This is a genomic window from Devosia sp. RR2S18 (genome assembly GCF_030177755.1).
Lineage (GTDB): Bacteria > Pseudomonadota > Alphaproteobacteria > Rhizobiales > Devosiaceae > Devosia > Devosia rhizosphaerae.
Map to the genome: position 1 here is coordinate 3,301,214 of NZ_CP126539.1, position 13,392 is coordinate 3,314,605.

At 61.6% G+C, this 13,392-nt stretch carries 11 protein-coding genes; 4 read left to right on the forward strand and 7 right to left on the reverse strand.

Annotated features, from left to right (window positions below):
- Positions 1–99: 99 nt before the first annotated feature.
- Positions 100–609: a hypothetical protein gene (locus tag QOV41_RS16245; RefSeq protein WP_284577840.1), complete on the forward strand. Its 510-nt coding sequence runs from the start codon at positions 100–102 to the stop codon at positions 607–609.
- Here QOV41_RS16245 and QOV41_RS16250 read toward each other — a convergent pair whose 3' ends face one another.
- The 3 genes from QOV41_RS16250 to QOV41_RS16260 all read right to left on the reverse strand — a co-directional run bounded on the left by QOV41_RS16250 (position 610) and on the right by QOV41_RS16260 (position 4,759).
- Complete coding sequence (locus QOV41_RS16250) at positions 610–1,662, reverse strand: cell wall hydrolase (protein ID WP_284577841.1); 1,053 nt, start codon at positions 1,660–1,662, stop codon at positions 610–612.
- 182 nt (positions 1,663–1,844) lie between these two features.
- Positions 1,845–2,402 carry a hypothetical protein gene (locus QOV41_RS16255; protein WP_284577842.1) on the reverse strand — a complete coding sequence of 186 codons (558 nt, stop codon included), beginning with the start codon at positions 2,400–2,402 and terminating at the stop codon, positions 1,845–1,847.
- Positions 2,403–2,473: 71 nt separating this feature from the next.
- Complete coding sequence (locus QOV41_RS16260; RefSeq protein ID WP_284577843.1) at positions 2,474–4,759, reverse strand: putative PEP-binding protein; 2,286 nt, start codon at positions 4,757–4,759, stop codon at positions 2,474–2,476.
- 100 nt (positions 4,760–4,859) lie between these two features.
- Here QOV41_RS16260 and ispH point away from each other — a divergent pair, with 100 nt between their 5' ends.
- Genes ispH through rnhA form a run of 3 tightly spaced genes read left to right on the forward strand, consistent with a single transcriptional unit; the run spans position 4,860 to position 6,816 of the window.
- On the forward strand, positions 4,860–5,831 hold the full coding sequence (gene ispH, locus QOV41_RS16265; protein WP_284577844.1) for a 4-hydroxy-3-methylbut-2-enyl diphosphate reductase: 972 nt from the start codon (positions 4,860–4,862) through the stop codon (positions 5,829–5,831).
- The gene (locus QOV41_RS16270; RefSeq protein ID WP_284577845.1) at positions 5,828–6,352 is read left to right on the forward strand and encodes a GNAT family N-acetyltransferase; all 525 of its coding nucleotides are present in this window, start codon (positions 5,828–5,830) and stop codon (positions 6,350–6,352) included. Before ispH ends, QOV41_RS16270 begins: the two co-directional genes overlap by 4 nt.
- Positions 6,349–6,816: a ribonuclease HI gene (gene rnhA / locus QOV41_RS16275; protein WP_284577846.1), complete on the forward strand. Its 468-nt coding sequence runs from the start codon at positions 6,349–6,351 to the stop codon at positions 6,814–6,816. The genes QOV41_RS16270 and rnhA overlap by 4 nt, the downstream gene beginning before the upstream one ends.
- On the opposite strand, the gene QOV41_RS16280 is transcribed toward rnhA, so the two are convergent.
- The 4 genes from QOV41_RS16280 to QOV41_RS16295 all read right to left on the reverse strand — a co-directional run bounded on the left by QOV41_RS16280 (position 6,813) and on the right by QOV41_RS16295 (position 13,390).
- Positions 6,813–8,114: a DNA recombination protein RmuC gene (locus QOV41_RS16280; protein ID WP_284577847.1), complete on the reverse strand. Its 1,302-nt coding sequence runs from the start codon at positions 8,112–8,114 to the stop codon at positions 6,813–6,815. The two genes, rnhA and QOV41_RS16280, sit on opposite strands and share 4 nt — an antisense overlap.
- Positions 8,115–8,318: 204 nt before the next feature.
- Positions 8,319–9,311: a DUF808 domain-containing protein gene (locus QOV41_RS16285; protein ID WP_284577848.1), complete on the reverse strand. Its 993-nt coding sequence runs from the start codon at positions 9,309–9,311 to the stop codon at positions 8,319–8,321.
- Between the two features lie 72 nt (positions 9,312–9,383).
- On the reverse strand, positions 9,384–11,408 hold the full coding sequence (glyS, locus tag QOV41_RS16290; RefSeq protein ID WP_284577849.1) for a glycine--tRNA ligase subunit beta: 2,025 nt from the start codon (positions 11,406–11,408) through the stop codon (positions 9,384–9,386).
- A 68-nt stretch (positions 11,409–11,476) separates the two neighbouring features.
- The gene (locus QOV41_RS16295) at positions 11,477–13,390 is read right to left on the reverse strand and encodes a DUF2207 domain-containing protein (protein WP_284577850.1); all 1,914 of its coding nucleotides are present in this window, start codon (positions 13,388–13,390) and stop codon (positions 11,477–11,479) included.
- Between the last annotated feature and the right edge of the window lie 2 nt (positions 13,391–13,392).

The window sequence follows — 13,392 nt, forward strand, 5'->3', positions numbered from 1 at the left end:
TAACCTTTAGAAGAAGTTAACTTTGCCCGTCCGGGCTCCCTATGGTTTCTGATGCGTTAACCCGCCAGACGGCACCGCTTCAAAACGGGACAAGAAACCATGAACCTGCCAGATCGCCACATGCTCCTTGGGATGACCATTGGTGCAATCTGCGCCACCGCCCTGGCCGCAACCGGGCCGGGCATGGTGCTGCCGGCGCTGGGCGACGACACCGAAATGGCCGCACCAGCCTTCGACCCCGCCAACCTGGTCCGCTTCCAAGGCGAGGATTACCACGTCGAGCACGAGGACTGGGTGGCGACCGACCCGCTCTCAACCACACGGGTCAAGAAGGTTGAGGCTGGCCGCGTCAGCTACGTGACCATCACGACGACCGCCACAGGGACCTATTCCACCGACGCCATGTTCTCCGACCATGTCCAATATGCGGGCATCTCGGTCGAACCGCAGCCGGTTGCCAACCAATTCGCCCTGTTGAGCAACGGCAGCTGGCAGGCGTTTAGCGGTAGCGCTGCCAGGCAATTCCTCCGTTTCCGCTCCGGCGAAAATGCGGTCACGCGTTGGGGCAACCAGACCTGCGTTTCCGGACGCGGCTACAATGTATGCTGACTAGCCAAAGAGCCAGCCACGCTTGAACTTATAGAAGACGTGCAGCCCGACTTGGGTGAGCTTCTCCATGCGGGGGGCCCATGCCGGGCTGACATAGGTGGCATGGTAGTGCGTCGCGTCGGCCACTTCGGTTAGATAGAGCTGACCATCAACAAAGCGCTCCGCGATGTCCTCCGCTTGAGCCCAGGACTTGCGGTCGGCGATCGTCTCCGGAATGCCATCGCAGGCAAAGGAGAACTGGCAAGCGTTGCGCTTGTTCTGGTTCTGGAAAACGACGCCGCAGATGGTGTTTGGATAGCGGTGGTCCTTGACGCGGTTGAGCACAACCTGCGCCACTGCAACCTGCCCGCGATAAACCTCGCCACGTGCTTCGAAATAAATCGCCGTCGCCAGGCACCAAAGCTCCTTGTCGGACACCTTGAGCGGCTTGATCTCCGAGTAAGCGCCGGTTTGCGGCGCATTGGCGCGTGCATAGGCCAATTGCTCGGAAGCCAGCGCCGGGATGGGATTCTCGTTAAGCGGGTTTGTCGGCGCGATGCCGGCAATAGCGTCGAGGGCTGCCGCTGCCGTCGGATTGATGCTGGCAACCGACATCCGCGGCCCATCCTCGTTGGCGGCGGGTCCCTCAATGGCAACATCGGCGATGCGAGACTGCCCCAGTTCCGGTGCGTCTGCAGGTCCAGCGCGCAATGCGGCGAGTTGCACTCGCGCTTCGTCGAAGCTGCGGGAAAGTGCCAAGACGTCTACCTGCGGGCGGATGCGATCTGTCTTCTCGGCCCGGTTCGGACCGGTGAATCCAGCTGCCTTGAACAGATGATCAACGGACCCCGTAATCACGGGATCAGGGCCCGCAAAGGAGAGCTTAGCTTCGACCACCTCAGCCTGGGCGGTCAGCACAGCGGCCTGTTCGGAAGCGGGATCGAGCACCCCGCTGGTCAGGGCCGCATAGCTCAGGGCAGTGAATAGCCCCGCGGCCAGCACTCTGGCGAAGGGAAATCCTGGTCGAACCGCTCTAGCCGGGCGCACGGACGCCGGCCGGTGGGAATGGGCCATAAACACTACTCAACTCAACTCAACGCAACACAACAACTGACCGGCAAAAGTGACGCTAAAATGCCGACAGTCGAAATGATGTCTGATTAGGGTTAGCAGCGAGTAAACAGCAAATCTGGCAGCGCCATGAACGAAAAAAGGCGCAGAGCAGGCAGAAACGTGATGCGGCAAATATGCCGCACCTAGGCCCCGCAGGCGGTCCGCACTGGGGCAACGCGATCGAGGAAGTCGTTGAGGCGGAAGCGAACCGTCAGCGAGCGCGAATTGATGGGTGTCACCCGCGCAGTGAGATTGGTTGTTCCCACAAGGCCGCTCAGAAATTCAAGCGTCTCTGGGGTGCCATTAATGACCAAGGCTGTATTGGTATCGTTGACCGGCAATGTCCGACTGCGGCTGCGCTGAAGATCGTACTGCAGGGAAATACCGGCATCGCGCCCTGAAGCAGAGAGCTCATTCCCGGCGAATGCGAACTCCACATTGAGCGTGCCAGCTTCGCAGGCAACGGTCAGGGTCGCCGGCGCGCGTCCGCTCGGACGTGCCGGGATCAATTGCTCGGAGGGAAGGACGACGCCGTCAGATATTGGTATCTCGCCGCCAGGACGGAAAATCTCGTCATAACAGGCAAGTCGCTGCGCATCGGCTTCGATTGTGGCGCACGCCACTCCGTTGGGCTGGGCAAGAACAGTTGGTACTGGCACGAAAAACAAGGGCAGGAGCGCCAGACCGGTCAGATATCTCACTGTCTATTCGTCTCCTCATCCGGTCCAGCAACCGAACCCTGTTTCTCTAGATAGGAACTGTTGCGGACCAATTAAGCGGCCATCTGGGCCAGGGTCAGCCTTGCCACCGGCACACGATACGGGGAGCAACTGACATAGTCGACGCCCAATCCCGCAAAGAACCGAAGTGACGCAGGGTCGCCGGCGTGCTCGCCGCAGATACCAATCTTAAGGTTAGGCTTGGTGGCCCTGCCCCGCTCAATGGCGATGGCGATCATCTCGCCCACACCTTTCTCGTCAATGGTAACGAACGGATCACGCTCATAGATGTTTTTGCGCTGATAGGCGGCCAGGAACGTGGGCGCATCGTCTCGCGAAATACCAAAGGTCGTTTGGGTTAAATCATTAGTGCCGAAGGAGAAAAAATCCACCAGATTAGCTATTTCCCCGGCGCGCAGGCACGCGCGCGGCAGCTCGATCATGGTGCCGAAGGAGAAGTTGACGCGTCCCGAGCGCGTCAAACCCGAATTTTCAACGACCGCATCCACCCGGTTGCGAACCCAGGCCACTTCGCTGGCCGTGGAAACGAAGGGGACCATGACTTCCACTTCTACCGGGGTCGTCAGACCCTCGCTGGCAGCGCGTGCCCCAGCCATCACCGCCTGCATCTGCATCTGCAGAATTTCTGGATAGGTGATTGCCAGCCGTACGCCGCGATGTCCAAGCATCGGGTTGATCTCGGCAATCCGCTCCAGTCGCAGGCGTAGCGCACGTACCGCAAGGCCCAGAGAGGCTGCGGTCTCCTCAATTTCCTCGTCTGTCCGAGGCAGAAACTCGTGTAACGGCGGGTCGAACAACCGCACTGTAACCGGCAAACCCTTCATGGTCGAAAAGAGCGCAGCGTAATCGCCGGTTTGGTAATCAACCAAGCCATTGATAGCGCGGCTGCGGTCCTCCTCGTCTTCGCTGAGGATGACCCGGCGCAGCGCCACCATGCGCTCGGGCGAGAAAAACATGTGTTCGGAGCGCGCCAGACCGATACCCTCGGCACCAAAACTGAGGGCCGTCTGCGCGGACTCGACCGTCTCCACATTGGTGCGGACGTCGACACTTCGGCTCGCATCCGACCAGCCCAAGAGGGTTCCGATTGCGCCCCCGATATGCGGCTGCGCCAGGGGCAAGGCGTCGGCATAAACCGAACCATCGCTGCCATCTATGGTCAGCCGGTCACCCATGCGAAACTCACGATCACCAATGCGGCAGACCATTTCTCCCGCGTTGACTGAGAGCGTCCGCACCCCTGCAACGCAAGGCTTGCCCGTAATCCTGGCGATAACCCCCGCATGGCTCGACATGCCGCCGCGAGCGGTAAGAATGCCTGTGGCCGCCTTCATGCCGTCAATGTCGGCAGGCCCTGTCTCATTGACCACCAAGATACAGTGCTTGCCCCGGGCGCGCTGCCGCGCCGCATCTTCGGGCGTGAAGACAACAATGCCGCTTGCCGCGCCAGGCGACACCCCCAGGCCGACAGCAATGGGCGCGGCAGCGCCCACTTCGCTAAGCCGCGGATGAAGCAACTGCGCGAGGCGCGCGGGGTCGACTCGCGAAACCGCGTTCTGCGCCGTCCAGACAGTGCGTCGCACCCGATCCACGGCGGCTTCGAGTTCGGCGGCGGGAGAGACCTGAGCAGGGCGGGCGGAAACAAACTGCGCCTCCCCTTTGCTGATCGCAACTGTACAGCACATGTGCCGACCGGCCTTGGCATCAAGAAGAGCCACGAGGGCACCCGCCGTCTCCGGCAGCCCTGGGAGCGGAGCACCGTCGACCGGCGCTGGCCCCAACGCTCCGGTATGCGCGCTGCGCGTCATGAACTGCTCGATCTCGCCTTCGGCCATTACCTGCACCAGCACGATCTGCTTGGCGCGATCTTCATCCTGGCGCGCGCCACCCCAGGTGCTTCCAAAGCCGTAGCTCTCGAACGCGTTCTTGATGGCCTTGGCCAATGGTCGCGAGGGGTCGACGGAGTCCTCCGAATTTGCCGGTGCCGGGATGCCGAGTTTGGCCGGCATCAAGCCGCCATTGTGATTGCCAGCGGAGGTTCGCACCACGAGCAGAGGCGCCTTGGCGCTTTTCCCGACGAGTTTATAGAGGCAAGCGATCCAGTGGCTGCGGAGCTTGGCATCCTTGCGACTGCGCTCCGCCTGCAAACCCTCCCATGCGGCTCGGGTCAGCGCGATGGTCGCAATGGTGGGGAAACCCGCCTCGCCCACTCGGAATATCCACCTGGCCTTGCCCGCCAAAAGCTTGAGCTGGCTGGCTGATAGGTTCGCCTTCCCCACCGCCGGGGCAATCGCGAACATTTCTTGCGCCAAACTCACCGCTAAGTCCTTGCCATAATTGTGAGCGCATAATGCCTACGCGCCCGACGGGCTGCAACAAGACTTGACTTGCTCCTGCCCCGAAAGCATCTGATCTCATATGGAAAAGCGGCCACATCTAGACATTCTGCTATGCGCCCCGCGCGGATTCTGCGCTGGCGTCGATCGAGCGATCCAGATCGTCGAGCTTGCACTCGAGAAATACGGCGCGCCGGTCTATGTGCGGCACGCCATCGTTCACAACAAATATGTGGTGGATGGGCTCCGGGACAAAGGCGCTATTTTTGTCGAGGAGCTGAGCGAAATCCCCGAAACGGATGCTCCCGTGGTCTTCTCGGCGCACGGCGTACCCAAGTCCGTGCCGGCGGACGCGCGCAGTCGCAACATGTTTTTTCTCGACGCCACCTGTCCACTGGTCAGCAAGGTGCATGTGGAAGCGCAGCGTCATCATGCCGAAGGGCATGAGATCGTGCTGATCGGCCACAAGGGCCACCCCGAGGTGGTAGGTACAATGGGGCAATTGCCCCCCGATGCTATCACCTTGATCGAGACTGTCGCGGACGCGCAGTCTTTTACGCCCCGCGACCCGAACACCTTGGCGTTTGTGACCCAGACGACGCTCTCGGTCGATGACACCCGGGAAATCGTCGCCGCACTCAAGGCGCGCTTTCCCGCAATCAATGGGCCACACAAGGAAGACATCTGCTACGCGACCACGAACCGACAGGAGGCCATCAAGGCCGTGGCGCCAGAGGTCGATGCGATGATCGTGGTGGGCTCTCCGAACTCCTCCAACTCGCTGCGCTTGGTCGAAGTGGCGGAACGCTCTGGCTGCAAGGTGTCGATGCTGGTCGATCGCGCAGCCGAAATCGACTGGACGCGCCTAGAGGGTATTCGCTCGCTCGGCGTGTCGGCCGGCGCCTCCGCTCCGGAGCAATTGGTTGACGAGGTCATCGAAGCTTTCGCGCAGCGCTACGACATCAAGGTCGAGGCACGCGTCACCGCCAAGGAAAATATTGCCTTCAACATACCGCGTGAGTTGCGGACCATTGAAGCCGCCATTGCACGATGAGCGAGTTGACGCTGCTCGAGACGGATCGGCTGACGCTATCGGGTTGGCGCATGGACCAGGTAGATGATCTGGTGCGACTGCATGGTGATGAGCGCGTCTCGCGCTACCTAGATGGCAACGGCGCGCCGTGGAGCATGGAGAAGGCGGCAGAGCGCGTGGCGCTTTGGATCGACAATTTTGCCAAGTACCGAATGGGAAAATTGCGGGTGACGCGCAAAAGCGACGGCGCAATGATCGGGCGCGCGGGCTTCGGTCTTCACGGTCCGGGAGGCGAGCCCGAGATCGGCTATGCTATGTTTCCAGCGCACCACGGCAATGGCTATGCCACGGAGGCGGCGAGCGCCCTTCGCGACTGGATTTTCCGAGAGACGGACTGGATGTACTTCCTCGGCTTCGCTGATATACGCAATGCTCCTTCTCTCCGAGTGCTGGAGAAGATCGGCATGGTGCGTACGCATGTGGCGGAACTCCATCGCCAGCCATGCCAGTTTCACATCTTGCACAAGGGCATGATGCTTTGAGCGAACCCGTTGTCATCCACACCGATGGCGCCTGTTCGGGCAATCCCGGTCCGGGCGGTTGGGGCGCCATCCTCCAGTTCGGCGAGCACCGCAAGGAGTTGAGCGGCGGCGAGGCGCTGACCACCAACAACAAGATGGAACTGACAGCTGCCATCGAAGCGCTCAACGCGTTGAAGCGCCCATGCAGGGTCGAGATCCACACCGACAGCCAGTATGTGAAGAACGGCGTGCAGAGCTGGATGCATGGTTGGAAACGAAACGGCTGGAAGACAGCCGACAAGAAGCCAGTCAAAAATCTCGAGTTGTGGCAGGCGCTCGACGAAGCCACCAAGCGCCACGAAATTTCCTGGCATTGGGTGAAGGGCCACAACGGGCATGATCTCAATGAGCGTGCTGACCAGCTCGCCAATGAGGGGATGGCGCCGTTCAAGCCGAAGCGCGAGAAGCTGGCGCCGCCGGTTTAGCTGCCTCGGCCAGCCCGATGGAGGAAGGTCGACGGGATGACGGTGCTTTCATTCGCGGCATCATCCCCGCCTAAGCCCAAGTCCTCTTCCAAAGCATCAACCAGGGTGGGCGTTTCGGCGCCGGGCAGCGCCTCCACGTCGCGCAGCCTGCGATCAATCGCGCGGCTGCGCACCTCCGCCTTTTCAATGTGGTTCGATGCTTCTTGCAGCTTCTTCTTGACGCTGCCGAGCACATCCCCAAACTTGCCGAACTCCGCCTTGACGGCACCCAGTACCTGCCAGACTTCGCTGGAGCGCTGCTGGATGGCGAGCGTCCGAAACCCCATCTGCAGGCTTGAAAGAATGGCGGTCAGCGTCGTCGGGCCCGCAATAATGATCCGGTGGGTGCGTTGCAGCTCGTCAGCTAGGCCCGGCCGCCTGATCGCCTCGGCGTAGAGCCCCTCGGTGGGCAGGAACATGATGGCGAAGTCAGTCGTGCGCGGCGGATGGACATACTTCGTGGCAATGTCTTTGGCTGACCCCTTGAGCCGCAGTTCGAGAGCGCGCGACGCCGCCTCAACAGCTTCGACGTCGCCGGCGTCGGAGGCGTGCTGGAGGCGTTCGTAGTCTTCGATGGGAAATTTGGCGTCGATGGGCAGGTAGACGGGCTGGTCGTCCCCGGGGAGCACGATGGCGAACTCGACACGCTCGGCGCCGGTCTCAGCCATGACGGCATTGGTAACATATTGCGATGGCGTGAGAATTTGCTCGAGCAAGGTCCCGAGTTGGACTTCACCCCAGGAGCCGCGGGCCTTCACATTGGTCAAAACCCGCTTCAAATCGCCCACGCCGGTGGCGAGATTTTGCATCTCGCCGAGGCCTTTATGAACGGCATCTAAACGCTCACTCACCAGCTTGAAGCTCTCGCCCAGGCGCTGTTCGAGCGTACCCTGCAGCTTCTCGTCAACGGTCATGCGCATGGCCTCGAGCTTGGCGCCGTTTTCTTCCCTTAGGGTCTTAAGCTGGCCATCCATGGTGGTCCGCAGCGTCTCGCTGGCGGTGCGATGCGCCTCGGTCAAAGCCTGCACGCGCTGCTCGAAGCTGGCATGCTGTTCCTTTTGAATGTCGAAGAGCTGCCGAGATTGCTGGTGGGAGCGTTCGCCGAAACTATTGAGCGAGAGGTTCATAGTCTCGGAGAGCGAGCGGATGGAGGCGTTGACCTCTTCGCGCAGATGCCGTGCGGATTCGGTATTTTCCCCACGCGCTCGCACCATGGCGTCGTTTACCGACCGCTCGAACCGCTCCTGATTGGCGACCATACCATCGAGCACCTGACGCAGAAGATCATCCTGCCTGCCGCCGCGCCCGCGAAAGGCCGCTACGGCCGAGAGGAGAACCGCAAGAAGGCTCAGCGCAATAGCGATGAGCAGGAGCTGGTTGCTTGGGAGCGTATCGAGCTGCGCGAGAGAGGTGATGGGCCAATCCTCCGTCCGAATCGGCCCAACTGGAACATAGTGAGAACTTTAGGACAAGGTCTTGGTCGGCTTGCCCCACAGGGACTTGATGGCGCGCCATGCTGGCGCGATTGCGTAAGCCGCGACGGGGATCAGCAGGGCGCCGATAAACAATCCCCCGATTCCGTCGATTAGGGCGGTCATTGCCCAACTTGCAAAGCCACCAACGGAGGGCGCAGCGTGGGCCGCCCACTCTGCCGCGTGCTCGATGAAGTGTTCGGGGCCGGCAATGCCCAGTTCATAAAAACCGTGAGCCAGGATACCGCCTCCCACCCAGATCATTGCGGCCGTGCCGACCACGCTGAGTACCTGCATGAAGGCCGGCATGGCTTTGACGATGCCAAGTCCGAAGCCACGTCCGGCACCGGTCCTCCCGTTCTTGGCCATCCATACGCCGAAATCGTCGGCTTTGACGATCAGCGCGACGCCGCCATAGACGGCGACTGTAATACCCACCGCCACCACGGCGAGGATCAGCGCCCGCATCCAGATGCTGTCAGCTTCAATGGCCGCCAGCGCGATGGTCATGATCTCCGCAGACAGAATGAAATCTGTCTTGATGGCACCGGCCACCTTGGCATCTTCCAGCGTAGTGGGATCCACCGCCACTGGCTCGAGGGCGGCCTCGTGGGCATGCGCCTTGTGCGGAAACAGCAGCTCGTAGACCTTTTCGGCGCCTTCGTAGCAAAGATAGGCGCCACCAATCATCAAGAGCGGGGTGATCAGCCACGGCAGGAAGGTGCTCAGGATCAGCGCGGCTGGCAACAGAAAGATCATTTTGTTCTTGATCGATCCAAGTGCAATGCGGCCAACTATGGGGAGCTCGCGCTCAGCGGAAAAGCCGTGCACATATTTGGGCGTTACCGCCGCATCATCGATAACAGCCCCGGCAGCTTTCACGCCCGCCTTGGCCGCCTGCCCGGCAACGTCGTCGATAGAGGCAGCTGCAACTTTGATGAGACCTGCCACATCGTCGAGCAGAGCGAGTAGACCGACACTCATAATGTTCACCTGGTGCGATTGTGCCGCTCAGGCAATGCACGAGCGGCAGGAAAGTGTCACGCCCGGTTCCGATTAACCGGCGACCCTGGAGAAATCTGCCACAAGACGCATGGTATCGCGCAGCCGCGCCAACAGGTTCAGCCGGTTGGCCCGGATCGCCGCATCGGCATCATTGACCAGCACGGCTTCAAAGAACGCGTCGACCGGCGCTCGCAGCGTGGCGAGTTCGCTCATGGCGCCCTTGTAATCGTTCTCGCCCGTGTGCTTAACCACCGCAGCATGCACGGCGTCGACCGCGAAGGCCAATGCGCTTTCTTCGGGGAGCAGCAACAAATCCTGATCCACAGGGCCAACATAGGCCTTGCCGTCCTTCTTCTCCTCGGCCGCCAGAATGTTGGCGGCGCGACGATAGCCCGCGAGCAGGTTCTGCCCGTCGGGCGAGGACAAAAGTGCGGAGAGCGCATCCGCGCGCTGGGTAATCTGGAGAATGTCGTTGCTCTCGGCCGAGAGCACCGCGTCCACAAGATCGTGGCGGGCACCGGCATCGCGCAGCGAGACCTTCAGCCGGTCGTGGAAGAAGGCGAGCAGATCTGGGTCGACCTGCAGCGGCAGCTTCAGCCCGTTTTCCGCGATGATGCGGATGACGCCCAGTGCCGCCCGGCGCAAGGCGAATGGATCGCGCGAGCCGGTCGGCTTCTCGTCTATGGCCCAGAAGCCGGTGAGGAGATCGAGTTTGTCGGCCAATGCCACGGCAATGGCTACCGGATCGGTCGGCACCCGGTCGGTCGGACCGAGCGGACGGTAGTGCTGCTCGATGGCATTGGCGATGTCGTCCGGCTCACCTTGTGCGGTGGCATAATAGCGCCCCATCAGCCCCTGTAGCTCAGGGAACTCGCCCACCATGCCAGTCACGAGATCTGCCTTGGCAAGCATCGCAGCGCGGCGGGCACGCTCGGGATCGGCGCCAACTTGCGGGGCGATTTCGCCCGCAAGCTTCACGAGCCGCTCAACCCGGGCGAACTGGGTGCCAAGCTTGGCATGGAAGATTGTGTCCTCGAGCTTGGGCAGGCCATGCTCGAGCGGCAGGGCCAGATCATTGTTGTAGAAGAACACTGCGTCGCTGAGCCGGGCGCGAATAACGCGCTCATTGCCCGCGACGATCACTGCACCACCATCCAGCGCCACATTGTTGGAGGTGATGATGAAGTTAGGCGCCAGCTTGCCGGCGGCATCACGCAGGCAGAAACACTTCTGGTTGGCGCGGATAGTGGCGATGATGACTTCCTCGGGGAGCTTGAGGAAATCGGGATCGAAAGATCCCATCATCACCACGGGCCATTCAACGAGCCCTGCCACTTCTTCCAATAGTCCCTCGTCCGCGATGATCGAGAGGCCCTGGGCAAAGGCGAGATGCTCGGCATCGGAACGGATAATGTCCTTGCGGCGGTCGAGATCGAGCACCACCTTGGCGCGCTCAAGCGCCGTCACGTAGTCATCGAACCGTTTCACAGTGATTGGCTCGGGCGCCAGGAAACGGTGGCCGAATGTGGTCTGCCCCGACTTCAGTTCGTTGGAGTCAAAGGGGACAACAACCGGCTCCTCGTTCTCGCTGCCGAACGTGGCCGTAATGGCGCGGAGCGGCCGAACCCAGTTGAAGCTGCCGCTGCCCCAACGCATCGACTTGGCCCAGGGAAAGTCGGTCAGGACCTTGGGAAGAATGCCAGAAAGCAGGGCAATGGCATCGGCGCCCGGCTTGTCGATGTTGGCGACGTAGAAGTCGCCCTTCTTGGGATCACTGTCGACCTTGGCCTGATCGATCGAGGTCAGCCCCGCTGAGCGGAGAAAGCCATCGATTGCCGCCTGCGGGGCGCCGACCTTGGGACCCTTCTTCTGCTCGCGCGTGTCCGGTGAACGCACCGGCAGACCGCTGACGGTCAGCGCCAGGCGACGCGGCGTGGCGAAGGCCTTGGCGCCTTCATAGACCAGACCCGCATCGACCAGCGCATTGGTGACAGCTTTCTTGAGGTCCTCGGCGGCGCGGCGCTGAAAGCGGGCCGGAATTTCCTCGGAAAAAAGTTCGAGCAGCAGTTCGGGCATTGGGCGAGACCTGGTTTGAGGCGCGGCTTGCTTAGCGTGAGGTGACGGTGATGTCCATGCGGAAGGGTCTACCAGCCGCCCCCGCCACCGCCACCACCGCCCCCGCCGGAGAAGCCGCCACCTCCACCGCCTCCGCCGCTGCTGAAGCCGGACGAACTGGCCTGCACGGGCTGGGCGGCAATCATGGCCGCAGACATGCCTGCGGCAGCGGCCGATATGGCGGCAGGCAAGCGGGCCGACGAGAAGGAGCCGGAGCCCGAATACCAGCGCGGCCGATAGCTGGGCGCCTGCTGGTCGTCGTTGGCATTGCGCGATAATTCGGCTTCGAAGTGCTCGCTCCAGGGCTTTTCGACCCCCAGAGCAATGGCGTAGGGCAGGATGGCTTCGAAACGCTCGACCGTCAGCGGCGGCTCGTCGATGATGTTGAGGCGCTCCTTCTCAGCCGTTTCGAGATAAAGCTTGAACCCCTCAATCTCGTCCATGACCTTGCGGCCCTGAATGGTTGGCGCACGCATCAACACCGCAAAGCCCACAGTGATGAGAACAATGGAGGTCGCGGCGATAGCGGCCGTGTTGATCTGGACGCTGGTGAAGAGCTCGAGGCCACCACCCAGGAAGTTGAAACCCAGCACCGAGACCCAGATCGCCGTAAACACCTTCTGGAAGGCATTTCCGCGCCAGAAACTGCCCAATGCAGTGCCAAACAGCGCCAGCAAGATGCCGATAACCACGGCGACGATTAGCCAGACGGGGTCTAGCACGTCGAAAGCCACCATGGCGAAGAGGATGAGGATGGCAAGCAGGAAGCCCAAGACGGCAAAGCCGGTGTTCTTGCGGAACCAGGTCTTGCGGTTTTCCCCCTCGATGGCGGCGACGAACTCACCGCGCTTCCTGTTGAGCTCAGTACCGGTCGCCTTGTTCACATCCACACGGCCCTGCGCAGTGACATAATCGAACAATATGCGCTCCCCTACCGGCAGCGGGTCATCTGGCTGCTTGCCGGTTGCGGCGACCGACAGCGCCTCACCCGGATTGTCGATCGTCACCAGCCCCTTGGTGCCGAGCGAAAACAGGGCCGCGGTGAAGGCTGTCCAGCCAGACTTCTCGAACCCCCATTTGTGCACATAGTGCGTCAGAGCCGGGGAGAACCCTTGTGGGGGATAGAATAGTGGAATGATGGTGCCTTTGGCCGGATCGCGGCCTACGGCATGCCAGGCAGAGAGATTGTAGGCGAGCACCAGCGCCACGCCGAGGATCGGCAGGAAGATGTCACGAGCGTCGGACAGCCAGATCAGGAAGGCTGCAAAGCCGCTCGGCGGGACGAGTAAGTCCTTCTGGAAGGCAACGGCAAAGCTCATCCCCTCCCCTGCGGCGAGCGCCCGTTCCGTACGGAAGGTCGCCTGGTTGTCGGCAGTGCGGGTGATGGTTACGGCCTGCTCTGTCGATCCGACCTCGCCGGTATAGGCTACTAGATCTTCGATGACGGCGCCTTGGGGCAGAGTGACCCGCGCGACCGAGCGGACAATTGGGAAGATCCAGTAATTGCCGGTGGCATTCCAATAGAGTTCGTCATGGTTGTCGAAGAAGCGGCCCATGCGGCTCATGGTGTAGGTGACCACGTAGCGGTGCTCGCCTCGGCTGAGGAGCCGGTCAGGGTCGCCAATCCAGATGCGCTGGAAATTGCCCATGCGCTCGACGCGGTAGGTCTCCGGCTCACCCTCGCGCGTTACCGAAAGGACATCCAGGCCCGCGCGGATCTTGCCGCCGTCGGGCGCAGCCATGACAGTAGGGATATCGCGATAAATGCCTCGGCGGATATCGACGCCTTCGGCATTGACGTCGATGGTTTCGATCACCTCGACCGACCCATCGGTGCGCAGGGCCACGTCGCTGCCAAAGGCGCGGATTTCCTCACGCGCCAGTGTTGGCAGGGCGAGTAGAAGAACGGCAACGAGGGCCGCGAGCAGGCGCAAGAGGCGCATGC

Excerpts from the sequence above, each read along its gene's own strand:
- QOV41_RS16245 (WP_284577840.1), top strand. The coding sequence starts at position 100 with ATGAACCTGCCAGATCGCCACATGCTCCTTGGGATGACCATTGGTGCA.
- QOV41_RS16250 (WP_284577841.1), bottom strand. The coding sequence starts at position 1,662 with ATGGCCCATTCCCACCGGCCGGCGTCCGTGCGCCCGGCTAGAGCGGTT.
- ispH (WP_284577844.1), top strand. The coding sequence starts at position 4,860 with ATGGAAAAGCGGCCACATCTAGACATTCTGCTATGCGCCCCGCGCGGA.
- QOV41_RS16270 (WP_284577845.1), top strand. The coding sequence starts at position 5,828 with ATGAGCGAGTTGACGCTGCTCGAGACGGATCGGCTGACGCTATCGGGT.
- QOV41_RS16280 (WP_284577847.1), bottom strand. The coding sequence starts at position 8,114 with ATGGTCGCCAATCAGGAGCGGTTCGAGCGGTCGGTAAACGACGCCATG.
- QOV41_RS16285 (WP_284577848.1), bottom strand. The coding sequence starts at position 9,311 with ATGAGTGTCGGTCTACTCGCTCTGCTCGACGATGTGGCAGGTCTCATC.
- glyS (WP_284577849.1), bottom strand. The coding sequence starts at position 11,408 with ATGCCCGAACTGCTGCTCGAACTTTTTTCCGAGGAAATTCCGGCCCGC.
- QOV41_RS16295 (WP_284577850.1), bottom strand. The coding sequence starts at position 13,390 with ATGCGCCTCTTGCGCCTGCTCGCGGCCCTCGTTGCCGTTCTTCTACTC.